Below are 23,418 nucleotides of genomic sequence, written 5' to 3'. Positions count from 1 at the left end.
AGGTTCCAAGGAGAGACCCAGATGCCCACCCATGCCGTCACGGACGACACCTTCGACGCCGAGGTGCGCCAGTCCGACATTCCCGTCGTCGTCGATTTCTGGGCCGAATGGTGCGGCCCCTGCAAGCAGATCGGCCCGGCCCTGGAAGAGCTGTCGGTCGAACTGGAAGGCAAGGTGAAGATCGTCAAGGTCAATGTCGACGACAACCCGACCAGCCCGGCCCAGCTGGGCGTGCGCGGCATCCCCGCGCTCTTCCTGTTCAAGGACGGGCAAGTCATTTCCAGCAAGATCGGCGCCGCGCCCAAGGCCGCGCTGCAGAACTGGATCCACGAGTCGGTCTGATCCGCCAGATCCCGACTGAGACAAAGGGGCGCCCCGGCGCCCCTTTTTCGTGCCCGGCTTGTGGGGCAGCATCGGGCGCATATATCGGACCCGGAAATCGCAGGAGAACGGCATGTCGAAAACCGAGTTTCCCGGATGGCACGGGACCACCATCATCGGCGTCCGCCGCGGCGGACAGGTGGTGATCGCCGGCGACGGTCAGGTCAGCCTGGGCCAGACCGTCATCAAGGGCACCGCCCGAAAGGTGCGCCGCCTGTCGCCCGGCGGCTATGACGTCGTCGCGGGGTTCGCCGGATCGACGGCCGATGCCTTCACACTCTTGGAACGGCTGGAGGCCAAGCTGCAGGCAACCCCGGGCCAGCTTCAGCGCGCCGCGGTCGAGCTGGCCAAGGACTGGCGCACCGACAAGTATCTGCAGAAGCTCGAGGCCATGCTGATCGTCAGCGACGGGGCCGAGCTTTACGTGATCACCGGCGCGGGCGACGTGCTTGCCCCCGAATTCGACGTGGCCGCCATCGGATCGGGCGGCAACTACGCGCTGGCCGCGGCCCGGGGGCTGATGGAAAATACCGAGCTTTCGGCCGAAGACGTCGCCCGCAGGGCGATGGCGATCGCGGCCGATATCTGCGTCTACACGAACGGCAACCTGACGGTGGAGACCATTTCCCGATGACCGACCTGACCCCCCGCGAAATCGTCTCGGAACTCGACCGGTTCATCATCGGTCAGAGCGATGCCAAGCGCGCGGTCGCGGTCGCGCTGCGAAACCGCTGGCGGCGCAAGCAGCTGGCCGACGACCTCCGCGAGGAGGTCTATCCCAAGAACATCCTGATGATCGGCCCGACCGGCGTCGGCAAGACCGAGATCTCGCGCCGTCTGGCCAGGCTGGCCCGGGCGCCCTTCATCAAGGTCGAGGCGACCAAGTTCACCGAGGTCGGCTATGTCGGCCGCGATGTGGAACAGATCGTTCGCGATCTGGTCGATATCGCGCTGGTGCAGACCCGCGACTGGATGCGCGAGGACGTCAAGGCCGCCGCCTACAAGGCTGCCGAGGACCGGGTGATCGCCGCCATCGCCGGATCGGACGCACGCCAGCAAACCCGCGAGATGTTCCGCACCAAGCTGAAGAAGGGCGAGCTTGACGACACGATGATCGAGCTCGAGATCGCGGACACCTCGAACCCCCTGCAGGGGATGGAGCTTCCGGGCATGGCGCCGGGGCAGGGACAGCAGGGGATGATGTCGCTGGGCGATCTCTTCGGCAAGGCCTTCGGCGGGCGCACCGTCAAGAAGCGGATGACCGTCGCCGAGAGCTACGAGATCCTGATTTCGGAAGAGGCCGACAAGCTTCTCGACGACGAGACGGTGAACCGGACCGCGCTGGAGGCGGTGCAGGAAAACGGCATCGTCTTCCTCGACGAGATCGACAAGGTCTGCGCCCGCTCCGACATGCGCGGCGCCGATGTCAGCCGCGAGGGCGTGCAGCGCGACCTCTTGCCGTTGATCGAGGGCACGACCGTTTCGACCAAATACGGGCCGGTGAAGACCGACCATATCCTGTTCATCGCCTCGGGTGCGTTCCATATCGCCAAGCCCTCGGACCTGCTGCCCGAATTGCAGGGGCGCCTGCCGATCCGGGTCGAGCTGAGGGCGCTGACCGAGGGCGATTTCGTCCGCATCCTGACCGAGACCGACAACGCCCTGACCCGGCAATACACAGCGCTGATGGGTACCGAGAATGTCGCCGTCGAGTTCACCGAGGACGGCATCGCGGCGCTGGCCAAGGTCGCAGCCGAGGTCAATGAGAGCGTCGAGAATATCGGCGCGCGGCGGCTTTACACGGTGATGGAACGGGTCTTCGAGGAACTCAGCTTCACCGCGCCCGACCGGGGCGGCGACAGCGTGCGGGTCGATGCGGATTTCGTCGAGAAGAACCTGGGCGAGCTGACCAGATCAGCCGACATGACCCGCTATATCCTCTGATCCCGCCTAGCGGGGGCGCCGCAGATAGACGTAGAAGGCGCCCTCGCCGCCATGCTTGCGGTGGGCGGGGGTCACCTGCAGCACCGCGCCGGTCAGCGGCGCCTGCTGCAGCCAGTGCGGCACCTGCCGCCGCAAGACCCCGCGCCGGTCGACAAAGGCCGGCTCCCATTCCGTGCCGCGCCCCTTGCCGGTAATCACCAGAACCAGCCGCCGCCCGTCGGCCTGGCTGCGCAGAATGAACCCGATCAGCGCCGGATGCGCCTCGGCGAGCGTCATGCCATGCAGGTCGATCCGCGCCTCGGGGTCGAGCTTGCCGCCCTTCATCCGCAAAAACGCCTTGCGGTCCATGCGGATCGCGGCCGGGGCCGGGTCGGGCGCGGCGGCCGGGGGCGGCGCCTTCGCGCCCAGCCGGAACGGTGCCAGCGGCGGCGCGGGCGCCTTGAGGGGCGGGGCCGGGGCGGGCGGCGCATCGGGCAGGGGCTCGGGGGGCGCATCGCGCATCGGGCGAACCCGGCGCGCGACCTCGTCCCAAACTGCGCGGTCCTCGCGGCTGAGGCGGCGACGACGCAACGCTCAGCCTCCGGGCAGCAGCGCAAGCGCCAGGTCGATCGGCAGCAGCACCACCATCCGGCCCGGATCGCGCACTTCGCCCGCCAGCCGCCCGGCACCCGCGCCGGTGCCATAGAAGATGTCGGCCCGCTGCGCCCCCTTGATCGCCGAGCCGGTGTCCTGCGCGACCATCAGCCGGTGCAAGGGATACCGCCCGCCCTTTTCGATCCAGACCGGCGCGCCCAGCGGCACGTAGGCGGGGTCGACCGCAAGGCTGCGCATCGGCGTGACCGGCCGGTTCATCGCCCCGAGCGGCCCCTTGCCCGGCGGCAGCGCGTCGAGTTCGCGGAAGAAGACGAAGGACGGGTTGTGCAGAAGAAGGTCCGCCCCCGCCTCGGGATGGCGCCGGACCCAGGCGCGGATCACCCGGGCCGAGACCTGATGCGCCTCATAGACCCCGCGCCGGACCAGCTCCTTGCCGATCGAGCGGTAGTCGTGGCCGTTCTTGCCGCCATAGCCGACGCGCAGCAGGGCACCGTCGGGCAGGGTCAGCCGACCCGATCCCTGCACCTGAAGAAAGAACACATCGACCGGGTCTTCAAGCCAGGCGATTTCCAGCCCGCGCCCGTCAAGCACCCCGCCTTCGGTGATCTCGCGGCGCGAGAACCAGGGCCGGTCGGCGGGAAGGTCGGGCGGCAGGCGGTAGATCGGGTACCGGAACCGGGCATCTGGGGCGCGGGCGGCCTTTAGCACGGGCTCGAAATAGCCGGTGAACAGCGCCGGGTTGTCGCCGCCGATCAGGACCGGCCGGAAAAACAGCTCGAAGAAGCTCCGGGCGCTCGATTGCCGTTCGGACAGGGCACACAGCGCGGTCCAGGGCGGATCTGGCAGGTCGGGGCAGGTTTCGCGGAAAGCGGCCAGCGCCTGGGCATGGTCGTCGGTGTCCCAGCCCTTGAGATCGGCAAAGGAGAGCATCTCGACCGACGGCGCCGCCGTGCCCGGGCCGGCGCCGCCCAGGGCCATCGCCAGACAGATCGCGGCCCCGAAGCCGCGAAGCGCGCGCGTCGGCGCCGCGTCGCCGGTCGGGGAGGGTGCTGCGCTGCGCTTTTCCACGGGGCCCTGCTGTCGCGATCCGCTGCGCCGCGTTCCGCCCGACCCGGGTCCGGCCGGGCGCAGGCGCGCGCCCCGGGCGCAGGTCGGGGCCAAGCCCCGTGATAGCGCCAAACGCCGCCCGGTCCCAGACCGGATGTGCCGAAACCGGCCCGGATCGGCGGAATGATCGAAAGACAGGCTGACCCGGCAGGCCGCAGTCCGCCGGGCCGGGCAGCCGGTCAGCGGCAGTTTTCGAGCCGCGCTTCCAGCGCCAGTTTCCGGCCCTTGGCGGCCGCGAGATCGCCCGCCTTGTCGCCGCCCGAAAGGGTCGACATCGGCACCAGGATCAGGAAGACGCCGATCGCATCGGCCGTCGCGGCTCCCGATTGCTTGCGCGACAGCTCTTCGACCTCGGCATTGACCTTCATCAGCTCGTCGCGCGCCTTCGCGCAGCTCATCTTGTCGTACATACCGGCGGGCATCGGGGCGGGGGCGATGGCGTCGGGGCGTTTGGCACAGGCGGAAACCGACAAGACCAGGGCACAGGACAACAGTCCGACGAAACGAAATTTCACTGCAGCGACCTCAAAAAATGGAACTCATCACGAAAGGGTGAATAGCTTCCCGGAATGAAAAGGCCAGCCGTTTCGCGCCGGGAGAAAATTTGACGCAGCGTTTGGAACCGCGGCACCGAGCGGAGGGGGTCAGGACACCGGAGCCCAGAGCACGTCCTCGATCCGCGGCGCGGCCGTGGCCAGCATCGCCAGCCGGTCAAAGCCAAGCGCGATGCCCGAGGCGGGCGGCATCAGCGCCAGCGCCGCAAGAAAATCCTCGTCCAGCGGATAGCGCTCGCCATAGACGCGCTCTTTCTCGTCCATCTCGGCCTCGAAACGGCGGCGCTGTTCGGCGGGGTCGGTCAGCTCGCCGAAGCCATTGGCCAGTTCGACCCCGCAGGCATAGACCTCGAACCGCTCGGCCTCGCGCGGGTCGTCAGCGCAGGCCCGCGCCAGCGCCGCCTCGGCGGCCGGATAGCGGTCGAGCACGGTGATCCGGCCGCGCCCCAGATGCGGCTCGATCCTCTCGACCAGAACCCGGCTGAAGATGTCCGACCAGCTGTCCTCCGCGCCAAAGGCGATGCCGGCAGCAGCGGTCTGGGCGGCAAGCCCGTCGCGGTCGGTGCCGCCCCCGGGCGCAAGCGTCGCCAGAAGGTCGATCCCGGCATGATCGGCAAAGGCCTGCGCGACCGACAGCCGCTCGACAGGCGCGAAGGGGTCGCAGTTCTGCCCGTCATGGCAAAGCCGCCTTGTGCCCGCCGCCTCGCAGGCCAGTTGCAGCATGCGGGCGGTGTCCTCCATCAGCCGGGTGTAATCCTCACCCGCGCGATACCATTCCAGCATGGTGAATTCGGGGCTGTGGCGCGGCCCGCTTTCGCGGTTGCGCCAGACATGGGCGAAGGCCGCGATCCGGGTTTCGCCCGCGGCCAGCAGCTTTTTCATCGCGAATTCGGGCGAGGTGTGCAGATACATCCGCCGCGTCCCCCCGTCCGTGCCGATGGCTTCGGTCGCGAAGGCATGCAGATGCGCCTCGTTGCCGGGGCTGATGACCAGCGCCGGCGGGTCGACCTCGACGAAATCCTGATCCGCCAGCCAACCCCGGATCGCGGCCTGCACGCGGTTGCGCGCCAACAGCGCCGGGCGGCGGTCGGCATGCCGGGTCGGGGTCCACCAGGGCGTGTCGGTCATGCGCTGCGCCTTTCTTTCTTCTGGAATTTCGCGCCAAGTTCGGCTAGGGCCGTGTCCGATCAGCCGGATATACCGCAGCAAGACCGTCCACAAGGAAACCCCCGTGAAAGTCATCGCCTCCTCGCTCCGCAAGGGCAACGTCGTCGAAAAGGATGGCCAGCTCTACGTCGTTCTCAAGGCCGAGAACTTCCATCCCGGCAAGGGCACGCCCACCACGTCGGTCGACATGCGCCGGATTTCGGACGGCGTGAAGACCACCGAGCGCTGGAAGACCACCGAACAGGTGGAAAAGGCCAATGTCGACGAGCGCGAATACGACTTCCTTTACGACGACGCGGAAGGGTTCCACTTCATGAACCCCGAGAGCTTCGACCAGGTGGCGGCGCATCCCGACGTGGTCGGCGACTCGGCGGCCTACCTGCAGCCCGGGATGCGGGTCTTCCTGCAGACCTTCGAGGGCAACCCGATCTCGATCGAACTGCCGCAGAAGATGGTGGTCGAGGTCGCCGAGACAGAACCGGTGGTGAAGGGGCAGACCGCCTCGTCGAGCTACAAGCCCGCCATGACCGATATCGGCGTGCGGGTGATGGTCCCCCCCCATATCGATGTCGGCACCCGGATCGTGATCAACACCGCCGACAACACCTACGTCGAACGCTCGAAGGACTGATGCGGGCGGGATGTCCGGCCGCCTGCCGCGCGGCCGGACCCGAGGACGCCTAGCGCGTCTTCAGAAGCGCGATCACCGCCGCTCCGATCTCGGCCACTGCGGCGTTGCGCGTGGCCCAGTCGGCGGGACAATCGGACAGATAGATCGCCACGACGACCGGCGCCCGGCCCGGGGCCTGGATCATCGCCACCAGATTGCGGGTATAGTCCCTGCCGCCGCCCGACTTGTCCGAGACCGTCCAGTCCGGCGGCGTACTGGCACGGATCAGGGACGCGGTGACCGAGCCATGGCTCATCCAGTCCGCAAGGCGGGCCCGAGAGGCGGGCGACAGCACATCCCCCAGCAACAGCCTCTGCCAGGTCGCCGCCATCGCCGCCGGGCTGGTGGTGTCGCGCGGATCGGCCGGGTCGAACAGGTTCAGGCCGGGTTCGGTGCGGTCGAGCCGCGTCACCGGATCGCCGATCCGGCGCAGGAAGGCCGTCACCTCCTGCGGGCCGCCCAGCCGGTCGATCAGCAGATTAGCGGCGGTGTTGTCGCTCATGTCGAGAGTGGCGAGGCAGAGATCGCCAAGCGTCATCGTCCCGCCGACATGGGTCTCGGCCACCGGGGCATAGTCAAGGATCGCCTCGGGCGGGATCGCCACCGCATCGCCCAGCGACAGCAGCCCCCGGTCGGCGCGATCGAGCACGGCGCCGCACAGCACCGACTTGAAGGTGCTGGCCATCAGGAACCGTTCGGAGTCGCGGTGGCTCCAGCCCCAGTCGGACCCGTTGTCGCGGATCGCGACGCCGATCCGCGCGGGCAGGGCGGTTTCAAGCCGGGCGATGGTGTCGGTCAGGGCCCGGGCCGCGTCGTCTTCCGCAGTGCGGGCAAGGGCGGGGCCGCACAGCGCAAGGCCGAGGGCAAGTCCCGCCAGAAGGCGGGGCAGTCGAAGGGGATAGGACATCGCGAAGGACACTCCTTGGCTGCGACCGGCGGGCCGGGTCCGGGCCCGAAAGGGCCGGTCATGGGGATCGAGGATGTTCAGACAGCGCGCGTTGTCCTGTAGATCTGATAGCGAGGCGCCCCGTCCGGGACCAACGAGAAATCGTCACGCGCCGCATGAGCTGAGGTAATGGCGATGGACCGGCCCGACATTCCGCTGAACGCCCTGCGCGTCTTCGAAGTCGCGGTGCGGCAGGGCAGCTTTACCCGGGCGGCGGTCGAACTACGGGTGACACAGGCAGCGGTCAGCCATCAGATCGCGCGGCTCGAGGATCTGCTGGGCACCGCGCTGTTGCTGCGCACGCCCGGCGGGCTGGTGCCGACCGACGAGGGGCGAATGCTGTTTCCGGTGCTGGAACAGGGGTTCGACGCGATGGCGCGGGCGCTGGACCGGATCGCGGGGCGGCACCATATCGAGGTGCTGAAGGTGGGCGTGGTCACGACCTTCGCGCTTGGCTGGCTGATGCCACGCCTGCCCGCCTTCACCCGGGCGCATCCCCGGATCGACCTGCGGATCTCGACCAACAACAACCGGGTCGAGATCCTGCGCGAGGGGCTCGACTTGGCGATCCGCTTCGGCAGCGGGCTCTGGACCGGGATCGCAGCCGAGCCGCTGGTCGAGGCCCCGCTGGCGCCGCTTTGCGCGCCCGGTCTGGCGGCGCGCCTGAAAAGCCCGGCCGATCTGGCGCGCGCGCCGCTGCTGCGCAGCTATCGCAGCGACGAGTGGCCGCGCTGGTTCGCCGCCGCAGGCCATCCCTGTCCGCCGCTGACCGGCCCGGTCTTCGATTCCTCGATCGCGCTGGCCGATCTGGCCGCCGAAGGCGCGGGCGTAGCGCTGTTGCCGGTGCCGATGTTCGCGCGGCAGATCGCTGCGGGCACGCTGGTCCAGCCCTTCGCGGTCGAGCTGCCCGCGGGGCGCTATTACCTGACCTATCCGGCAGACCGGGCGCTGACGCCGGAAATGACCTGCTTTGCCGCCTGGCTGAAGGCCGAGGCGCTGAACGGGGAATGAGGGGGCCCTTTAGGCGTGCCGCCGCAGCGGGGCGTGGCGCGTCACTCGTCGGTCGCGACGAGCTGCCAGTTCGGATCGTCCGAGCCCATCACGCGGGCAAAGGTCCAGACATCGCGCTGACGCTTGATTTCGCTGGGGCTGCCCTCGACGATCTCGCCCGCCTCGTTGCGCACGACAGAGGTCAGTTCGCCAACAAACCGCACCATCAGTTCGGCCTCGCCGGTGTCGCGGTCATAGGTCGCATCCTTCAGCGACAGCTCGCGCACGCCGACGAAATTGGCATCGACCGACAGCCCCTGTTCCTCGCGAAGCCGGATCACCTCGGCAAAGCTGTCGCGGACATCGGGGGCCAGAAACGCCGCGACATCCTCGATGGTGCCATGTTCGAACGCCATCAGGATCATCTCATAGGCGCCGCGCGCACCATGGAGGAATTCGCCGACCGAAAAGCCCGGTTCGGCCAGCTTCATCGCCGCAAGCGCCTTCGCGGCCGGGCTGCCATCTTCGACATGATCGGTGATGTCGGTATCGGGACCGCCCTCGATCACCTCGAAGGACCGGCGGTTGTCGGCCCGGCGCGCCGCGGGATCGGGCATCTGCACGGGCGGCTTTTCAAACCCTTCGCGCGTGCCAAGAACGGACCGAAGCCGCAGGATCAGGAACACGGCGATCCCGGCGAGAACCAGAAGCTGGATGATGGCAGAGCTCATGAAAACCTCGCGGGTCGCGGGAAGCGTTTGTATCGAAGCGTTACCGCACATATGTAAGGCACGCCTTCGATCAAGTCCACCGGGCCGCCCGAAGCAGAATGAGGTGATGCAATGTGGCTTTTCCTGCTGTTCCTGTCGATCCCGCTGATCGAAATCGCGCTTTTCATCCAGGTGGGCGGGCTGATCGGGCTTTGGCCGACGCTGGGCATCGTGCTGGCGACCGCCGTGGCGGGCACCTGGCTGATGCGCCAGCAGGGCGCGCTGGCGCTGTCGCAGGTGCGCAGTTCGTTCAACGAGTTGCGCGACCCGACCGAGCCCCTGGCCCATGGCGCGATGATCCTTTTTGCCGGGGCGATGCTGCTGACGCCGGGCTTTTTCACCGACACGATGGGTCTTCTGCTGCTGATCCCGCCGGTTCGGGCGGCGGCCTATCGCTGGCTGTCCAAACGCGTGGTGGTGCAATCGGTCGGCTTCGGCGCCCCGCCGCGCGGCGGCACGGCCCATGCCCGGCCGCGCCCGGCCCGCGAAGACATCATCGACGGCGATTTCGAGGACCTGTCATCGCAAGACGTTCCGGAAGACCGTGACTCGCTGCCGCCTTCGGGCTGGACGCGGCATTGAGCGACGGGGGCCGACCTGCTAAGCGAAGGCGCAACGCAACCCTTCGCAGGAGCACGCCATGAGCGAGACCGAGGGCAACGGCGCCGCCGCGCAGCAGCCGCAAGTGAGAATGCAGATCCTGGGCCAGTATATCCGGGACATGTCCTTCGAAAACATTCTGGTCCAGAAGGGCGCCTCGGGCGAGGTGACTCCTGACGTGACGGTGCAGGTGGCACTCGACGCGCGCAAGCGTCCGGCCGAGCATCAATACGAGATCATCACCAAGTTCACCGTCTCGTCGAAGAACAAGGCCGACCAAAGCCAGCTTTTCCTGATGGAACTGGACTATGCCGGGCTCTTCCATATCGAGAACGTGCCCGAGGACCAGCTGCATCCCTTCCTGCTGATCGAATGCCCGCGGATGCTGTTCCCCTTCGTGCGGCGCATCGTGTCGGACGTGACGCGTGACGGCGGCTTCCCGTCGCTGAACCTCGAGCCGGTCGATTTCGTGGCGCTGTACCGTCAGGAAATCGCGCGCCGCGCCGCCGCCGTTCAGAACGAACAGACGCCGAGCGGGACCGCCTAAACCCACTCAGTCGTAGCTTTTCCAAAGCGCGCCGTCGCCCATCGCCTCGACAAAGGCCCGATGGGCGGCGGCTTCTTCGTCTGTAAGGCGCGGGGGCAGGGGGGTCGGCCGCGGACGCGGACGCCAGGCCGCCGCCTCGGCCTCGGACCCGGCGCTTGCGGCCCGGGACCGGGTGGCCAGCATGAAATCGGGCTGTCGGCCGCCGATCAGTTCCAGATAGACCTCGGCCAGGATCTCGGAATCGAGCAGCGCGCCGTGCTTTTCGCGCATCGTGTTGTCGATGCCGAAGCGACGGCAGAGCGCATCCAGCGTCGCGGGCGAACCCGGAAACTTCTTGCGCGCCATGGCCAGCGTGTCGATCGCCTGGCCCATCGGCAGTTTGGGCAGACCCAGCCAACCAAGCTCGGCATTCAGGAACTTCATGTCGAAGCTGGCATTATGGATCACCAGTTTCGAATCCTGCACGAAATCGAGGAATTTCTGCCCGACCTCGGAAAACGGCGGCTTGTCGCGCAGGGTGACCTCGCCGGGCTTGGCCGGTCGCGGGTTGGCCAGAATATCCGGCCCGATCCCGTGCACACCGAAGGCCTCGTCCGGCATGTCGCGGCCGGGGTTGATATAGACGTGAAACGTCTCGCCGGTGGGCAGATGGTTCCAGAGCGCGACGGCGCCGATCTCGACGATCCGGTCGCCGGTTTCGGGCTCGAAGCCCGTGGTTTCGGTGTCGAGAACGATCTCACGCATCGGCGGCCCCCAGCTTTTCGATCAGCGCCACGACCTCGGCCCGGGCATGGTCCGGCGTCAGCGTCTCGATCACATGATCGGCGCGGGCGCGTTTTTCGGCATCGGGCATCTGGCGGGCCAGGATGGCGTCCAGCTGCGCCTCGGTCATGCCCGGACGGTCCAGCACCCGGGCGCGCTGAACCTCCGGCGTCGCGGTCACCACCAGCACCGCGTCGAGCCATTTATCGGCCCCGGTCTCGAACAGAAGCGGGATGTCCAGCACCAGAAGCGGCGCGTCGCGGTGCCGGTCGATGAAGGCCTGACGGTCGGCCGCGACCAGCGGATGCACCACGGCCTCGATCCGCATCAGCGCCTCGGGCTCGCGGGCGATCCAGTCCTTCAGCGCCGCACGGTCGACCGCGCCCCGGCGGACCGCCTCGGGGCAAAGGCCGCCGATGGGTCCAACCGCGGCGCCGCCCTCGGCATAAAGGCCGTGCACGGCGGCATCGGCATCCCAGACCGGCACGGCCCGCTCGCGAAACAGTGCGGCGGTGGTCGACTTGCCCATGCCGATGGACCCGGTCAGGCCCAGAAGAAACGGCCGGCTCATGCGTCGAGAAGAACCGCGCGGGCGGCCTCGTCGACCTCGGGACGGCGGCCGAACCAGCGCTCGAAGCCCGGCGCGGCCTGATGCAGCAGCATCCCCAGCCCGTCGACAGCGACACAGCCACGCGCCCGCGCCTCGCGCAGGAAAGCCGTTTCCAGCGGCACATAGACCAGGTCGCTGACCACCGCATCGGGCGAAAGCGCGTCGAGCGGCACCTTGAACTCGGCCTTGCCGACCATGCCCAGCGAAGTGGTGTTCACCACCGTCGCGGCGCCGTCGATCATCGCCGCCGCCTGCACCCAGTCATGCACCACGATCTTGGGGCCGAACTCGGCCCGCAGCGCCTCGGCGCGCGACCGGGTGCGGTTCGAGACGCGGATTTCGCGCACGCCCTGTTCCGACAGCGCGGCCACCACCGCCCGCGCGGCACCGCCCGCGCCCAGCACGGCGGCGGGTCCAGCGGTCGGGTCCCAGCCCGGGGCGCCCTGACGCAGGTTCTCGATGAAGCCGATCCCGTCGGTATTGTCGGCATAGACCTTGCCGTCGGCGCGGAAGATCAGCGTGTTGGCCGACCCGATCAGGGCGGCGCGGTCCGACACGGAATCGGCAAGGCTGAGGATGGTTTCCTTGTGCGGAATCGTGACGTTGATGCCCACGAATCCCATGCGCGGCAGCGCCTCGAGCACCTGCTTCAGGTCGGCATGGGCCACATCCATCGGAATGTAGAATCCGCGAATGCCGTAGCGTTCCAGCCAGTGGCGGTGCAGCAGGGGCGATTTCGAATGCGCGATGGGCGAGCCGATGACACCGGCCAGGGGGATCTTGTCACTCATGCCATCAAAACTCCTCGGGTCGTCAGGAAGGTCAGCAGCGGTAGCAAGGGCAAACCCAGAACATCAAAATAGTCACCCTCGATGGTAGAAAACAGACGCACGCCTTCTTCTTCCAGCTTGTAGCCGCCCACCGCATCGCGCACGGCGGGCCAGTTGCGGTCAAGATACTCGTCCAGGTAGTGGTCGGAAAACGGCCGCATCGTCAGCGAGACCTCGCCGACATGGCGCCAAAGCGGGCGCATGTCGTCATAGACCACCACCGCCGACAGAAGCTGATGCTTGCCGCCGCGCAGGCTGCGCAGCTGCTGGCGCACCGCCTCGTGAGTTTCGGCCTTGGCCAGCACCTTGCCGCGATGGGCCAGCACCTGGTCGCAGCCGATCACCAGGGTGCCGGGGTGCTTTTCGGCCACCCGCTTGGCCTTGAAGGCCGCCAGTTCCTCGGCGATGTCGCCCGGCCCGGCGCCCTCGGCCTCCATCGCGGCGCGGATCGCGTCTTCGTCGACGCGCGCGGGCAAGGTTTCGAAGACAAGCCCCGCCCGGGTCAGAAGCTGGCGGCGGATGGACGAGCCGGAGGCAAGGATCACGCGGTCGGATGTCGGTTCGGGCATCGGTCGGGACATTGGTTCGGGCATTCGGGGCAACCCTGTGGATAAACCCAGGAGAGACGGTCGCACGGTTTCAGGATAAGTGGTGCCTGCCTGCTGGGGTGCCGGTCGGATGGGGAAATGTCAAGAATCCGGCTGTCCAAATCCACCGTGGATGATAGCCGACGGCGCCTGTTAGCGAATCGCCGCGCTCAAGATACACAGAAGTTATCCACAGGCCGGAAGGTCAGATGAGGACAAAAATCTCCTTTTTTTGCATATCGTTGCAGGATTTTCGCAGAAATCGTGACGAGTTATCTTCACTTTCTTCCACAGGCTCGAGAACTGTGGATGAAGCCGGGGAGGGACAGGTAATCCACACCGTCCACAGGCCCTACAAAAACATCATCTTTTCTTTTCTTTTCCTATTGCTCTAGAAGAGGCGCGGTAGGCGACCGAGCGTAGCGAGGCAGACAATGTCGGAATTTCTGGCCAACATGTATCCGTGGACCAAGTCGCTCCACATCATTGCGGTGCTGACCTGGATGGCCGGGTTGTTCTATCTGCCGAGGATCTTCGTCTATCACACCGAGAAGGTGACCCCGGGCCACGAGACGGACGCGCTGTTTCAGGTCATGGAGATGAAGCTTTACCGCTACATCATGAACCCTTCGATCATCGCGGTCTGGGTCTTCGGGCTGGCTTTGGTGCTTACACCAAATGTGGTATACTGGGACTCGATCTGGCCCTATACCAAGGGCGCCTGCGTCATCGCGATGACCTGGTTTCACATGTGGCTGGGCGCGCGGCGCAAGGATTTCATCGCGGGCCGCAACACCCGGACTGGCCGGACCTTCCGCATGATGAACGAAGTGCCGACGCTTCTGATGCTGGTCATCGTGTTTTCGGTGGTGGTCAAGTTCTAGGCCGGTCTGCTCCGAGTTGACTCGGGGCCCGCACCGGACTATGCAGCGTCCTTAACTCGGGCCGTCCGGTCCGGGGATTCCCGTATAACGTGTGCGCAGCCTGCCCGGCGCCGTCATCCGCAAAGCTCTCCCATGACCCAAGACTGTCTGAACCTCGCCGATCTCAAGGCCCAGAGCCCCAAGGATCTTCTTGCCATGGCGGAAGAGCTTGAGATCGAGAACGCGTCGGCGATGCGCAAGGGCGAGATGATGTTCTCGATCCTGAAAGAGCGCGCCGAGGATGGCTGGGAAATCTCGGGCGATGGCGTCCTTGAGGTGCTGCAGGACGGCTTTGGCTTCCTGCGCTCGCCCGAGGCGAACTACCTGCCGGGTCCGGACGACATCTATGTCTCGCCCGACATGATCCGCATGCATTCGCTCAGGACCGGCGACACGGTCGAGGGCGTGATGCAGGCGCCGCGCGAGAACGAGCGTTACTTCGCGATCACCAAGGTCACGAAGATCAACTTCCAGGACCCCGAGCAGGCCCGGCACAAGATCAACTTCGACAACCTGACGCCGCTTTATCCGGACGAGCGGCTGAAAATGGAAATCGAGGACCCGACGATCCGCGACCGGTCGGCCCGGATCATCGATCTTGTGGCGCCGATCGGGAAGGGCCAGCGCGCGCTGATTGTCGCGCCGCCGCGGACCGGCAAGACGGTCCTGCTGCAGAACATTGCCAATTCGATCGAAACCAACCACCCCGAGACCTATCTGATCGTCCTGTTGATCGACGAACGGCCCGAAGAGGTCACCGACATGCAGCGGTCTGTGAAGGGCGAGGTCATTTCCTCGACCTTCGACGAACCGGCGACGCGCCACGTCGCGGTGGCCGAGATGGTCATCGAAAAGGCCAAGCGCCTGGTCGAGCATAAACGAGATGTTGTGATCCTTCTCGATTCGATCACAAGACTTGGGCGGGCTTATAACACCGTTGTGCCGTCCTCGGGCAAGGTGCTGACCGGCGGTGTGGACGCCAACGCGCTGCAACGGCCGAAACGGTTCTTCGGGGCCGCGCGGAACATCGAAGAGGGCGGGTCGCTGACCATCATCGCGACCGCCCTGATCGACACCGGCTCGCGCATGGACGAGGTGATTTTCGAGGAATTCAAGGGCACGGGCAACTCCGAGATCGTGCTCGACCGGAAGGTGGCCGACAAGCGGGTCTTCCCGGCGATGGACATCCTCAAATCGGGCACCCGGAAAGAGGATCTGCTGGTCGACAAGTCCGATCTGCAGAAAACCTTCGTCCTGCGCCGGATCCTCAACCCGATGGGCACGACCGATGCCATCGAGTTCCTGATTTCCAAGCTCAAGCAGACCAAGACGAATTCGGAATTCTTCGATTCGATGAACACCTGAGGCGGCTTCGCCCGGAGGTGATCCCTGGACACGATTTTCGCCCAGGCGACGGCACGCGGAAAGGCGGGCGTCGCCGTGATCCGCATTTCCGGTCCGCGGGCCATGACGGCCGCGCGCGCCCTGGCCGGGTCGCTGCCCGCACCTCGGCAGGCGGGCTTGCGTCGGCTGACGAATGCCGAAGGCGTGCTGCTGGACGAGGCGCTGGTGCTGTGCTTTGCGAAAGGCGCGAGCTTCACCGGCGAGGATGTCGTTGAACTTCAATGCCATGGCAGCCCCGCCACCGTTGCTGCCGTGTTGCGCGCCCTTGGCGAACAGGATGGGCTGCGGCTGGCCGAGCCCGGAGAATTCACCCGGCGCGCTCTGGAAAACGGCGTTCTGGATCTGGCGCAGGTCGAGGGGCTGGGAGATCTGCTGGAGGCCGAGACTGAGGCGCAGAGACGTCAGGCCCTGCGCGTTCTTTCGGGCGCTTTGGGGGAAAAGGTTGCGCTGTGGCGCGAGTCTCTCATCCGCGCGGCCGCGTTGCTGGAGGCCACGATTGATTTCGCCGACGAGGACGTGCCGGTCGACGTGACTCCCGAGGTCACGGCCCTTCTTTCCGGGGTTTCAACCGCGCTTCAGACAGAGATCGAGGGCGTTGCGATGGCCGAGCGGATACGCGACGGCTTCGAGATCGCCATCGTTGGGCCGCCGAACGCAGGAAAATCCACGCTTTTGAACCACTTGGCGGGCCGCGAGGCGGCAATCACCTCTGAACACGCCGGCACCACGCGCGACGTGATCGAAGTGCGGATGGATTTGCGCGGCCTTCCGGTGACATTTCTCGATACCGCGGGTCTGCGCGACAGCGCCGACGACGTGGAAACCATCGGCATTGCGCGGGCCATCGAGCGGGCGACTGCGGCCGACCTTCGGGTGTTCCTGCTGGACGACAGCGGCCGGACCGAGGGCCTGGCGCAGGGTCCGGATGACATTGTGCTGCGGGGCAAGGCCGATCTGGGCGATGGGACAACCGGGGTGTCCGGCCGAACCGGGCAGGGCGTCGCCGAGCTGGTGGAAAGGATCGCGGCCATCCTCAACAGCCGGGCCTCGCGTGCGGTCACGGCCACGCGAGAACGGCATGCCGAAGCGATGCGGCGCGCGCGAGGCGCTATCGCGGAGGCGCAGAATCAGCTATCTCACGGCATGGGCTCGACAGAGCTGGCGGCCGAGGATATCCGTCGCGCAGCGCGGGCGCTTGAGTCTCTGCTTGGCAGGATCGATGTTGAAACCCTGCTCGACGAGATCTTCGCGCGTTTCTGCCTGGGAAAGTGAGGAGTGTTTCACGTGAAACATTGCAGCTTCGATGTCGTCGTGGTTGGCGGCGGCCATGCCGGCGCCGAAGCGGCCCATGCCGCCGCCCGTCTGGGCGCGCGGGTGGCCCTCGTGACGCTCCGCCGCGACGGGATCGGCGTGATGTCCTGCAACCCGGCCATTGGCGGGCTTGGAAAAGGTCACTTGGTACGCGAGGTGGATGCGCTTGACGGGCTGATGGGGCGGGCGGCCGACCGCGCCGGGATCCAGTTTCGTCTTCTCAACCGCCGGAAGGGGCCTGCCGTGCAAGGTCCGCGCGCCCAGGCCGACCGCAAATTGTACCGCGAGGCCGTGCAAGCGATGCTGACCGCCACGCCCGGTCTAGAGATCATCGAAGGCGAGGCCGCCGATCTGATCGAACGTGATGGCCGAATTGCGGGAATCGTTCTGGCCGACGGGGTTGAGATCACGGCGGGCGCCGTGGTTCTGACGACCGGGACGTTCCTGCGGGGTGTCATCCATATCGGTGACCGGCAAAGCCCCGGGGGCCGCATCGGTGACCGGCCCTCGGTGCGTCTGGCCGAAAGGATCGACAGTTTCGGCCTTCCACTCGGTCGGCTGAAGACCGGCACACCGCCCCGCCTTGACGGAAGGACCATCGACTGGGACCGGCTCGATAGCCAGCCGGGCGATGAGGATCCGGTGTTGTTTTCGTTTCTGTCGAACGGGGTCGAGGCTCGGCAAGTTGCCTGCGGGATCACGCATACGAATTCGCAAACGCATGAAATAATAAGGGAAAATCTGTCGCGCTCTGCGATGTACGGCGGCCATATCGAAGGCGTCGGCCCGCGCTACTGCCCCTCTATCGAGGACAAGGTCGTGCGCTTCGCCGACAAGGGGTCGCATCAGATATTTCTCGAGCCCGAGGGCCTCGACGATCCGACCGTCTATCCGAACGGCGTTTCGACCTCGCTGCCCGAGGACGTGCAGGAGGCTTACGTCCACTCCATCGAGGGGCTCGAATCGGCACGTATCCTGCAGCCTGGCTATGCCATCGAGTACGACTATGTCGATCCGCGTGCGCTGCGCGCGTCTTTGGAATTGCGCGAGGTGCCCGGTCTCTTCCTCGCCGGGCAGATCAACGGGACGACGGGCTATGAAGAGGCGGCCGCCCAGGGGCTGGTCGCCGGGCTCAACGCCGCGCTGCAGGTGGCGGGGCAGGGGCCGGCGACGTTCACGCGGACGACAAGCTATATCGGCGTGATGATCGACGATTTGGTGACGCGTGGCGTCAGCGAACCCTATCGCATGTTCACCTCGCGGGCCGAATTCCGTCTCTCGCTCCGCGCCGACAACGCCGATCAACGGCTGACGCCGGTTGGTCTTGACCTTGGCTGCGTGGGGGAAGCGCGCAGGAGCGCCTTTGGCGACAAGATGGAGCGGTTGACCGCGGCGCGCGACCGGCTCGAATCCCTCTCGCTGACGCCGAAGCAGATCACGAGTGCCGGAATCAAGGTCAACGCGGACGGCGCTCGTCGAAACGGCATCGACCTTCTCGCCTTCCCGGATGTGACGTTCGAAGACCTGATTCCGCTCGATCCCGGGCTTGAGGATGTCGATCAGGAGATTCGCACGCAACTGGCACGCGACGCACTATATGCGCATTATATCGACCGGCAGGCCCAAGATGTAGAGGCGATGCGTCGGGATGAGGCTCAGAAGATCCCGTCGGACTTCCCGTACGATCAACTGGAGGGCCTGTCGACCGAACTGAAGGGCAAGCTTTCAAGGGCTCGCCCCGAAACGCTGGCCCAGGCCGGGCGAATCGACGGCATGACCCCGGCGGCGGCCACGCTCATTCTTGCGCGGCTGCGGCAGATCGAACGGCGGTCCGCATGAGGGAGTCCATCCCGGCGGCCGGCGATGTTTCACGTGAAACATCCGGGCGACTGTCCGCCTATGCCGTGCTTTTGCGCAAGTGGAACCCCGCGATCAACCTCGTGGCGCGCTCGACGCTGGATGATCTGCAGACCCGCCATTTCGACGATTCAGCGCAGCTTTTCGCGCTTTGTCCGCCCGATGCTCGCCATTGGGTCGATCTGGGAAGCGGCGCAGGCTTTCCGGGGCTTGTGATTGCGATTCTCGCGGCTGATTCGGTTTCGGATCTGCGCGTGACGCTGGTAGAAAGCGATCAGCGAAAGGCGACGTTCCTCCGTACGGTATGCCGGGATCTCGGTCTTGCTACAACAAACGTGATCGACACGCGAATCGAATTGGCCGAGCCGCAGGGTGCGGATGTCCTGTCGGCGCGTGCTTTGGCGCCCTTGCCCCGCCTTCTGGACTACGCGGAGCGGCATCTTGCCCCCGGCGGCACAGCACTTTTCCCAAAGGGCGCGCGTTTCGCCGACGAGATCGACGCGGCGCTTGCATCCTGGCGGTTCGACGTTCAAAACCATCCCAGCAAGACCGATCCGCAGGCCGTCGTTCTGAAACTCGGAGGCATCGCCCGTGTCTGATCCTACGCGCCCCAAGGGGCCGAAAATCATCGCTGTGGCAAACCAGAAGGGTGGGGTAGGCAAGACCACCACCGCCATCAATGTGGCCGCGGCTTTGGTCGAGCTTGGCAAGACCGTGCTGATTGTCGACATCGATCCGCAGGGAAATGCCTCGACCGGACTGGGAATAGACCCAGACGCGCGGGCCAGAACCACTTATGATCTGATCCTCGGCGATGCTCCTTTGTCCGATATCTTGGTGAAGACGAAGTCTGAAAGGCTATATATCGCGCCGTCGACCACGGATCTGAGTTCGGCCGATATCGAAATGGTGGCGAACGAGCGGCGCAGCTTTCTGCTGCACGATGCCTTGCGCCAGCCCGCAATTGACGCCTACGCGTTCGATTTCGTGCTGATCGATTGCCCGCCGGCACTGAGCCTTCTGACCGTCAACGCAATGGTCGCGGCCCATTCGGTGCTGGTGCCGCTGCAAAGCGAATTTTTCGCGCTGGAAGGGCTGTCACAACTGATGCTGACCATCCGCGAGTTGCGCCAGACCGCAAACCCGACGCTTCGCATCGAGGGCGTGGTTCTGACCATGGCCGACCGGCGGAACAATCTGTCGCAACAGGTCGAGAACGACGCGCGGGCCTATCTGGGCGACCTGGTCTTCCAGACCGTGATTCCGCGCAACGTGCGCGTCAGCGAGGCGCCGTCCTACGCGATGCCGGTGCTCGATTATGACCCGAATTCGCGCGGGGCCGAGGCCTATCGGGCGCTGGCACTGGAAATGCTGGAGCCGAAGGTGCCGGTGGGCGCCTGAGGCAGGGGGGACTGACATGAGACAACCGGAAAAACGCGGGCTCGGACGCGGCCTGTCGGCGCTGATGGCGGACGTCAAGATCGAACCAGAGACCGAGCGGGGCGAGGCGCCGCGTGGCAAGGCCGATCTGATGATAGCGCTGGATCTGCTGGAGCCAAATCCCGATCAGCCGCGGCGGATGTTTGCCGAAGAGGCGCTGAAAGAACTCTCGGACTCGATTCGGGAAAAGGGCGTGATTCAGCCCCTGATCGTGCGGCCCAGCAAGCGCAGCGCAGGGCGGTACGAAATCGTCGCGGGCGAACGCCGCTGGCGCGCCTCGCAACTGGCCCAGCAACACGAAGTGCCAGTTATCGTCCGCGAGCTGGACGATATCGAAGTGCTGGAAATCGCCATCATCGAGAACATCCAGCGGGCCGATCTGAACCCGTTGGAAGAGGCGATGGGCTACCGCCAGTTGATGGATCGCTTCGGCCACACACAAGATAAGGTAGCAGAGGCGCTCGGGAAAAGCCGCAGCCACATCGCCAACCTGTTGCGTCTGCTGCAATTGCCGGAAGAGGTGCAGGGCTATCTGCGAGAAGGGCGGTTGAGCGCGGGCCACGCCCGCGCGCTGATCACGACCGAAGACCCGGCCAAACTGGCGCGGCAGGTGATCAAGGGGCAGCTCTCGGTGCGTGCGACGGAGAAACTGGCCAAGGCGGGCTCTGCGCCGCAACCGCGTCGGGTGCCGCCACCGCTTGCGAAAGATGCCGATACCCGCGCGCTCGAGCAGGATCTGGCGACCAATCTTGGCGTTGGTGTCTCGATCGAGCATCGCACCGACGGATCGGGCGATCTTGTCCTGTCCTATGCCTCGCTTGAAGAGCTGGACAGGCTTTGTGCGGCGCTGAGCTCGCCCGGGGGCGGCTTCGACTGAGGGTCAATCGGGCAGCAGCGCGCGGATCACCGCATTCAGCACAGCGCGGCCTGCGGTCGTGGCGCGCAGGACTCCCGCCTCGACCCCGACCAGGCCAAGTTCGGACAACTCATTGATTCGCAATGAATCTAACGGCACGCCCGCCAGGCTTTCGTAACGTGCCAACGACAGTCCATGGGCGAGGCGCAGCCCCATCATAAGATACTCGACACCCTGATCGGCAGGGGAGATCGGGCTTCGCGACAGCTCGCCCGTGCCGGTGCGGTCGACCCGGTCGAGCCACGCGGTGGGCGCCAGCGGCGTTTCGGTCGCAAGCCGCACGCCGCCAAGGGTCAGGCGGCCATGGGCGCCAGGGCCGATCCCGGCATAGTCGCCCGCCTGCCAGTAAATCAGGTTGTGACGCGATTCGGCGCCGGGACGGGCGTGATTCGAGACCTCATAGGCGGGCATCCCAGCGGCGTCGCAGATCTCTTGCGTCAGGGCGTAAAGATCGGCGCCGAGATCCTCGTCGGGCAGACCCTTCAGACCGCCGCGCGCCAGCCGGTCCCCGAAGGCGGTGCCGGGTTCGACGGTCAGCTGGTACATCGACAGGTGATCGGCGGCCATGGCCAGTGCTTCGGTCAATTCCTCGCGCCAGGCGGCGAGGGACTGGGCCTGCCGGGCATAGATCAGGTCGAAACTGACGCGGGGAAAGCGGGCGCGGGCGATCTCGAAGGCGGCGCGGGCCTCGGCCACGCTGTGCATCCGGCCGAGCCGCCTCAGGTCGGCATCGTTCAGGGCCTGGACACCCAGCGAGACGCGGTTGACGCCGGCCTCGGCAAATCCCGTGAAGCGTCCGGCCTCGACCGAGGTCGGATTGGCCTCGAGCGTGATTTCCATGTCGTTCGCGGGCGTCCAGACCGATCGGGCGGTCTCGAGGATCGCACCGACCAGATCCGGGGGCATCAGGCTGGGAGTGCCGCCGCCGAAAAAGACGGTGTTCAGCACACGCGGGCCGGTTTCGGCGCCGAGGCGGCGGATTTCGGAAAGATAGGCGTCCTGCCAGCGTTTCGTGTCGATCTCGGCCGACACATGGCTGTTGAAGTCGCAATAGGGGCATTTCGACAGGCAGAACGGCCAGTGGACGTAAAGCCCGAACCCGCCCTCCTGCCAGTCTTCAGCGGTCAAACAGGCTCACCAGTTTCTCGAACGCGCGGGCGCGGTGGCTGATCCTGTTCTTTTCCCAGCGGTCCATCTCGCCGAAGGTGATGTCGTAGCCCTCGGGCTGAAAGATCGGGTCGAAGCCGTGGCCCTGATCGCCGCGCATCGGCCAGACGATGCGGCCGGGCATGCGGCCCTCGAACACCTCGTCATGGCCGTCGGGCCAGGCCAGCACGAATGTGCAGCAGAATTGCGCGGTCCGGGGCTCGGGGGCTTTCGCCTGCTGAAGCTTGGTCCAGACCTTCTCCATGGCCATCGGGAAGTCGCGGCCAGAGCCTGTTTCGGCCCAATCGGCGGTATAGACGCCCGGGGCACCGTCCAGGGCATCGATCGCAAGGCCGCTATCGTCGGCCAAAGCGGGCAGGCCGGTGGCCTTCGCCGCCGCATGCGCCTTGATCCGCGCATTGCCGACGAATGTATCCTCGGTCTCGTCCGGTTCGGGCAGGGCGTGGTCGGCGGCGCCGGTGACGGAAATGCCGAAAGGCTTCAGAAGATCGGCGATTTCTTCGAGCTTGCCGCTGTTATGGGTCGCGACCAGGAGCGTCTTTCCGTCAAACCGGCGCATGGGCTCAGGCCCCCACAGCGGCCTTCTGGGCGGCGACCAGCTCGGCCACGCCCTTTTCGGCCAGATCGAGCAGGGCGTTCATCTGCGCCCGGGTATAGGTCGAACCTTCGGCCGACATCTGCACCTCGATCAGCTTGCCGGACCCGGTCATCACGAAATTGCCGTCGACGCCGGCCTCGCTGTCTTCGGGATAGTCGAGGTCCAGCACTGGCTGGCCGGCATAGATCCCGCAGGACACGGCGGCGACCGGGTCGACCAGCGGATCGGAAATGACCTCGCCGGTCTTCATCAGCTTGTTGACGGCCAGACGCAGCGCGACCCAGCCGCCGGTGATCGAGGCGCAGCGGGTGCCGCCATCGGCCTGGATCACGTCGCAGTCGATGGTGATCTGGCGTTCGCCAAGGGCCACGCGGTCGACGCCCGCCCGCAGCGCGCGGCCGATCAGGCGCTGGATCTCGACGGTGCGGCCGCCCTGCTTGCCCTGGGCGGCTTCGCGGCGCATCCGGGTGGTCGTGGCGCGCGGCAGCATGCCGTATTCGGCGGTGACCCAGCCGAGGCCGCTGTTCTTGAGGAAGGGCGGAACGCGCTCTTCCAGCGTCGCGGTGCACAGCACATGGGTGTCGCCCATGCGGATCAGGCAGGAGCCTTCGGCATGCTTGGTCACGCCGGTCTCGATTGAAACGGGGCGGAGTTCGCTTACATCACGACCGGATGGGCGCATCGGACTGTCCTTTCTTGGCGTTGGCGCTTTGCTCCCATGAGCCGGAGGCCGATGCAACCCT

Annotated in this window: 27 protein-coding genes; 14 read left to right on the top strand and 13 right to left on the bottom strand. The window is 66.2% G+C overall.

Going from position 1 to position 23,418, the window contains the following annotated elements; genetic code table 11:
* Window positions 1–21: 21 nt before the first annotated feature.
* The 3 genes from trxA (at window position 22) to hslU (ending at window position 2,325) form a co-directional block, all read left to right on the top strand.
* Window positions 22–342: a thioredoxin gene (gene trxA / locus C8N38_RS07455; protein ID WP_075784124.1), complete on the top strand. Its 321-nt coding sequence runs from the start codon at window positions 22–24 to the stop codon at window positions 340–342.
* A 112-nt stretch (window positions 343–454) separates the two neighbouring features.
* Window positions 455–1,015, top strand: a complete 561-nt coding sequence (gene hslV / locus C8N38_RS07450) for an ATP-dependent protease subunit HslV (protein WP_108025716.1) — start codon at window positions 455–457, stop codon at window positions 1,013–1,015.
* On the top strand, window positions 1,012–2,325 hold the full coding sequence (gene hslU, locus C8N38_RS07445) for an ATP-dependent protease ATPase subunit HslU (RefSeq protein ID WP_108025714.1): 1,314 nt from the start codon (window positions 1,012–1,014) through the stop codon (window positions 2,323–2,325). Before hslV ends, hslU begins: the two co-directional genes overlap by 4 nt.
* Window positions 2,326–2,331: 6 nt before the next feature.
* Here the strand turns inward: hslU and C8N38_RS07440 are convergent, their stop codons facing one another.
* The 4 genes from C8N38_RS07440 to epmA all read right to left on the bottom strand — a co-directional run bounded on the left by C8N38_RS07440 (window position 2,332) and on the right by epmA (window position 5,708).
* The gene (locus C8N38_RS07440) at window positions 2,332–2,826 is read right to left on the bottom strand and encodes a Smr/MutS family protein (RefSeq protein WP_108025712.1); all 495 of its coding nucleotides are present in this window, start codon (window positions 2,824–2,826) and stop codon (window positions 2,332–2,334) included.
* Window positions 2,827–2,898: 72 nt separating this feature from the next.
* On the bottom strand, window positions 2,899–3,897 hold the full coding sequence (gene mltA / locus C8N38_RS07435; protein WP_108025943.1) for a murein transglycosylase A: 999 nt from the start codon (window positions 3,895–3,897) through the stop codon (window positions 2,899–2,901).
* Between the two features lie 308 nt (window positions 3,898–4,205).
* Window positions 4,206–4,541, bottom strand: coding sequence for a hypothetical protein (locus tag C8N38_RS07430; RefSeq protein ID WP_146176241.1), 336 nt, complete (start codon window positions 4,539–4,541; stop codon window positions 4,206–4,208).
* Window positions 4,542–4,670: 129 nt separating this feature from the next.
* Window positions 4,671–5,708, bottom strand: coding sequence for an EF-P lysine aminoacylase EpmA (gene epmA, locus C8N38_RS07425; RefSeq protein ID WP_108025708.1), 1,038 nt, complete (start codon window positions 5,706–5,708; stop codon window positions 4,671–4,673).
* Window positions 5,709–5,811: 103 nt separating this feature from the next.
* Between epmA and efp the strand changes: the two genes are divergently transcribed.
* The gene (gene efp, locus C8N38_RS07420; RefSeq protein ID WP_075784130.1) at window positions 5,812–6,378 is read left to right on the top strand and encodes an elongation factor P; all 567 of its coding nucleotides are present in this window, start codon (window positions 5,812–5,814) and stop codon (window positions 6,376–6,378) included.
* A 49-nt stretch (window positions 6,379–6,427) separates the two neighbouring features.
* On the opposite strand, the gene bla is transcribed toward efp, so the two are convergent.
* Window positions 6,428–7,324 carry a class A beta-lactamase gene (bla, locus tag C8N38_RS07415; RefSeq protein WP_108025706.1) on the bottom strand — a complete coding sequence of 299 codons (897 nt, stop codon included), beginning with the start codon at window positions 7,322–7,324 and terminating at the stop codon, window positions 6,428–6,430.
* A 168-nt stretch (window positions 7,325–7,492) separates the two neighbouring features.
* Between bla and C8N38_RS07410 the strand changes: the two genes are divergently transcribed.
* Complete coding sequence (locus C8N38_RS07410) at window positions 7,493–8,374, top strand: LysR family transcriptional regulator (protein WP_281258216.1); 882 nt, start codon at window positions 7,493–7,495, stop codon at window positions 8,372–8,374.
* Window positions 8,375–8,415: 41 nt separating this feature from the next.
* Here the strand turns inward: C8N38_RS07410 and C8N38_RS07405 are convergent, their stop codons facing one another.
* A complete protein-coding gene (locus tag C8N38_RS07405; protein ID WP_108025939.1) occupies window positions 8,416–9,084 on the bottom strand; it encodes a Tim44/TimA family putative adaptor protein in 669 nt (222 codons plus the stop codon).
* Window positions 9,085–9,195: 111 nt separating this feature from the next.
* On the opposite strand from C8N38_RS07405, the gene C8N38_RS07400 reads away from it, so the two are divergent.
* Window positions 9,196–9,705, top strand: coding sequence for an FxsA family protein (locus tag C8N38_RS07400; protein ID WP_108025704.1), 510 nt, complete (start codon window positions 9,196–9,198; stop codon window positions 9,703–9,705).
* Between the two features lie 58 nt (window positions 9,706–9,763).
* Entirely contained in the window at window positions 9,764–10,270 is a 507-nt protein-coding gene (gene secB / locus C8N38_RS07395) for a protein-export chaperone SecB (protein WP_108025702.1), read from the top strand.
* A 6-nt stretch (window positions 10,271–10,276) separates the two neighbouring features.
* On the opposite strand, the gene dnaQ is transcribed toward secB, so the two are convergent.
* From dnaQ to C8N38_RS07375, 4 genes are read right to left on the bottom strand one after another with little or no spacing between them, the layout of a single operon-like run.
* Complete coding sequence (gene dnaQ, locus C8N38_RS07390; RefSeq protein WP_108025700.1) at window positions 10,277–11,014, bottom strand: DNA polymerase III subunit epsilon; 738 nt, start codon at window positions 11,012–11,014, stop codon at window positions 10,277–10,279.
* Entirely contained in the window at window positions 11,007–11,603 is a 597-nt protein-coding gene (gene coaE / locus C8N38_RS07385) for a dephospho-CoA kinase (protein ID WP_108025698.1), read from the bottom strand. Before coaE ends, dnaQ begins: the two co-directional genes overlap by 8 nt.
* Window positions 11,600–12,433, bottom strand: coding sequence for a shikimate dehydrogenase (locus C8N38_RS07380; RefSeq protein WP_108025696.1), 834 nt, complete (start codon window positions 12,431–12,433; stop codon window positions 11,600–11,602). The genes coaE and C8N38_RS07380 overlap by 4 nt, the downstream gene beginning before the upstream one ends.
* Entirely contained in the window at window positions 12,430–13,041 is a 612-nt protein-coding gene (locus C8N38_RS07375) for a Maf family protein (RefSeq protein WP_108025695.1), read from the bottom strand. The genes C8N38_RS07380 and C8N38_RS07375 overlap by 4 nt, the downstream gene beginning before the upstream one ends.
* Window positions 13,042–13,493: 452 nt before the next feature.
* Between C8N38_RS07375 and C8N38_RS07370 the strand changes: the two genes are divergently transcribed.
* From C8N38_RS07370 to C8N38_RS07340, 7 genes are all read left to right on the top strand, one after another.
* A complete protein-coding gene (locus tag C8N38_RS07370) occupies window positions 13,494–13,943 on the top strand; it encodes a CopD family protein (RefSeq protein WP_108025693.1) in 450 nt (149 codons plus the stop codon).
* A 132-nt stretch (window positions 13,944–14,075) separates the two neighbouring features.
* Entirely contained in the window at window positions 14,076–15,347 is a 1,272-nt protein-coding gene (gene rho / locus C8N38_RS07365; protein WP_075784138.1) for a transcription termination factor Rho, read from the top strand.
* Between the two features lie 24 nt (window positions 15,348–15,371).
* Window positions 15,372–16,658 (top strand): tRNA uridine-5-carboxymethylaminomethyl(34) synthesis GTPase MnmE, encoded by a 1,287-nt coding sequence (gene mnmE / locus C8N38_RS07360; RefSeq protein ID WP_108025691.1) that lies wholly within the window; start codon window positions 15,372–15,374, stop codon window positions 16,656–16,658.
* 12 nt (window positions 16,659–16,670) lie between these two features.
* Window positions 16,671–18,536, top strand: coding sequence for a tRNA uridine-5-carboxymethylaminomethyl(34) synthesis enzyme MnmG (gene mnmG / locus C8N38_RS07355; RefSeq protein WP_108025689.1), 1,866 nt, complete (start codon window positions 16,671–16,673; stop codon window positions 18,534–18,536).
* Window positions 18,533–19,153 (top strand): 16S rRNA (guanine(527)-N(7))-methyltransferase RsmG, encoded by a 621-nt coding sequence (gene rsmG / locus C8N38_RS07350; protein WP_108025687.1) that lies wholly within the window; start codon window positions 18,533–18,535, stop codon window positions 19,151–19,153. Before mnmG ends, rsmG begins: the two co-directional genes overlap by 4 nt.
* Window positions 19,146–19,955 carry a ParA family protein gene (locus C8N38_RS07345; RefSeq protein WP_108025685.1) on the top strand — a complete coding sequence of 270 codons (810 nt, stop codon included), beginning with the start codon at window positions 19,146–19,148 and terminating at the stop codon, window positions 19,953–19,955. Before rsmG ends, C8N38_RS07345 begins: the two co-directional genes overlap by 8 nt.
* 64 nt (window positions 19,956–20,019) lie before the next feature.
* Window positions 20,020–20,871, top strand: a complete 852-nt coding sequence (locus C8N38_RS07340) for a ParB/RepB/Spo0J family partition protein (RefSeq protein ID WP_245895589.1) — start codon at window positions 20,020–20,022, stop codon at window positions 20,869–20,871.
* A gap of 3 nt (window positions 20,872–20,874) precedes the next feature.
* Here the strand turns inward: C8N38_RS07340 and hemW are convergent, their stop codons facing one another.
* Genes hemW through rph form a run of 3 tightly spaced genes read right to left on the bottom strand, consistent with a single transcriptional unit; the run spans window position 20,875 to window position 23,357 of the window.
* Window positions 20,875–22,038, bottom strand: coding sequence for a radical SAM family heme chaperone HemW (gene hemW, locus C8N38_RS07335; RefSeq protein ID WP_108025680.1), 1,164 nt, complete (start codon window positions 22,036–22,038; stop codon window positions 20,875–20,877).
* Window positions 22,028–22,636 (bottom strand): RdgB/HAM1 family non-canonical purine NTP pyrophosphatase, encoded by a 609-nt coding sequence (gene rdgB, locus C8N38_RS07330; RefSeq protein ID WP_108025678.1) that lies wholly within the window; start codon window positions 22,634–22,636, stop codon window positions 22,028–22,030. Before rdgB ends, hemW begins: the two co-directional genes overlap by 11 nt.
* 4 nt (window positions 22,637–22,640) lie before the next feature.
* The gene (gene rph / locus C8N38_RS07325; protein ID WP_108025676.1) at window positions 22,641–23,357 is read right to left on the bottom strand and encodes a ribonuclease PH; all 717 of its coding nucleotides are present in this window, start codon (window positions 23,355–23,357) and stop codon (window positions 22,641–22,643) included.
* Window positions 23,358–23,418: the final 61 nt, after the last annotated feature.

It is taken from the genome of Rhodovulum kholense (genome assembly GCF_003053725.1).
In the GTDB taxonomy this organism is placed as follows: domain Bacteria; phylum Pseudomonadota; class Alphaproteobacteria; order Rhodobacterales; family Rhodobacteraceae; genus Rhodovulum; species Rhodovulum kholense.
Note: the sequence above shows the minus strand (reverse complement) of the source record. Positions and strands in the feature narration are given on the sequence as shown.

Bases quoted from the DNA above. Each gene is read 5' to 3' on its own strand.
- trxA (WP_075784124.1), top strand. From the start codon at position 22: ATGCCCACCCATGCCGTCACGGACGACACCTTCGACGCCGAGGTGCGC.
- hslV (WP_108025716.1), top strand. From the start codon at position 455: ATGTCGAAAACCGAGTTTCCCGGATGGCACGGGACCACCATCATCGGC.
- hslU (WP_108025714.1), top strand. From the start codon at position 1,012: ATGACCGACCTGACCCCCCGCGAAATCGTCTCGGAACTCGACCGGTTC.
- C8N38_RS07440 (WP_108025712.1), bottom strand. From the start codon at position 2,826: ATGCGCGATGCGCCCCCCGAGCCCCTGCCCGATGCGCCGCCCGCCCCG.
- mltA (WP_108025943.1), bottom strand. From the start codon at position 3,897: ATGGCCCTGGGCGGCGCCGGCCCGGGCACGGCGGCGCCGTCGGTCGAG.
- epmA (WP_108025708.1), bottom strand. From the start codon at position 5,708: ATGACCGACACGCCCTGGTGGACCCCGACCCGGCATGCCGACCGCCGC.
- bla (WP_108025706.1), bottom strand. From the start codon at position 7,324: ATGTCCTATCCCCTTCGACTGCCCCGCCTTCTGGCGGGACTTGCCCTC.
- C8N38_RS07410 (WP_281258216.1), top strand. From the start codon at position 7,493: ATGGCGATGGACCGGCCCGACATTCCGCTGAACGCCCTGCGCGTCTTC.
- C8N38_RS07405 (WP_108025939.1), bottom strand. From the start codon at position 9,084: ATGAGCTCTGCCATCATCCAGCTTCTGGTTCTCGCCGGGATCGCCGTG.
- C8N38_RS07400 (WP_108025704.1), top strand. From the start codon at position 9,196: ATGTGGCTTTTCCTGCTGTTCCTGTCGATCCCGCTGATCGAAATCGCG.
- secB (WP_108025702.1), top strand. From the start codon at position 9,764: ATGAGCGAGACCGAGGGCAACGGCGCCGCCGCGCAGCAGCCGCAAGTG.
- dnaQ (WP_108025700.1), bottom strand. From the start codon at position 11,014: ATGCGTGAGATCGTTCTCGACACCGAAACCACGGGCTTCGAGCCCGAA.
- coaE (WP_108025698.1), bottom strand. From the start codon at position 11,603: ATGAGCCGGCCGTTTCTTCTGGGCCTGACCGGGTCCATCGGCATGGGC.
- C8N38_RS07380 (WP_108025696.1), bottom strand. From the start codon at position 12,433: ATGAGTGACAAGATCCCCCTGGCCGGTGTCATCGGCTCGCCCATCGCG.
- C8N38_RS07375 (WP_108025695.1), bottom strand. From the start codon at position 13,041: ATGCCCGAACCGACATCCGACCGCGTGATCCTTGCCTCCGGCTCGTCC.
- C8N38_RS07370 (WP_108025693.1), top strand. From the start codon at position 13,494: ATGTCGGAATTTCTGGCCAACATGTATCCGTGGACCAAGTCGCTCCAC.
- rho (WP_075784138.1), top strand. From the start codon at position 14,076: ATGACCCAAGACTGTCTGAACCTCGCCGATCTCAAGGCCCAGAGCCCC.
- rsmG (WP_108025687.1), top strand. From the start codon at position 18,533: ATGAGGGAGTCCATCCCGGCGGCCGGCGATGTTTCACGTGAAACATCC.
- C8N38_RS07340 (WP_245895589.1), top strand. From the start codon at position 20,020: ATGGCGGACGTCAAGATCGAACCAGAGACCGAGCGGGGCGAGGCGCCG.
- rdgB (WP_108025678.1), bottom strand. From the start codon at position 22,636: ATGCGCCGGTTTGACGGAAAGACGCTCCTGGTCGCGACCCATAACAGC.
- rph (WP_108025676.1), bottom strand. From the start codon at position 23,357: ATGCGCCCATCCGGTCGTGATGTAAGCGAACTCCGCCCCGTTTCAATC.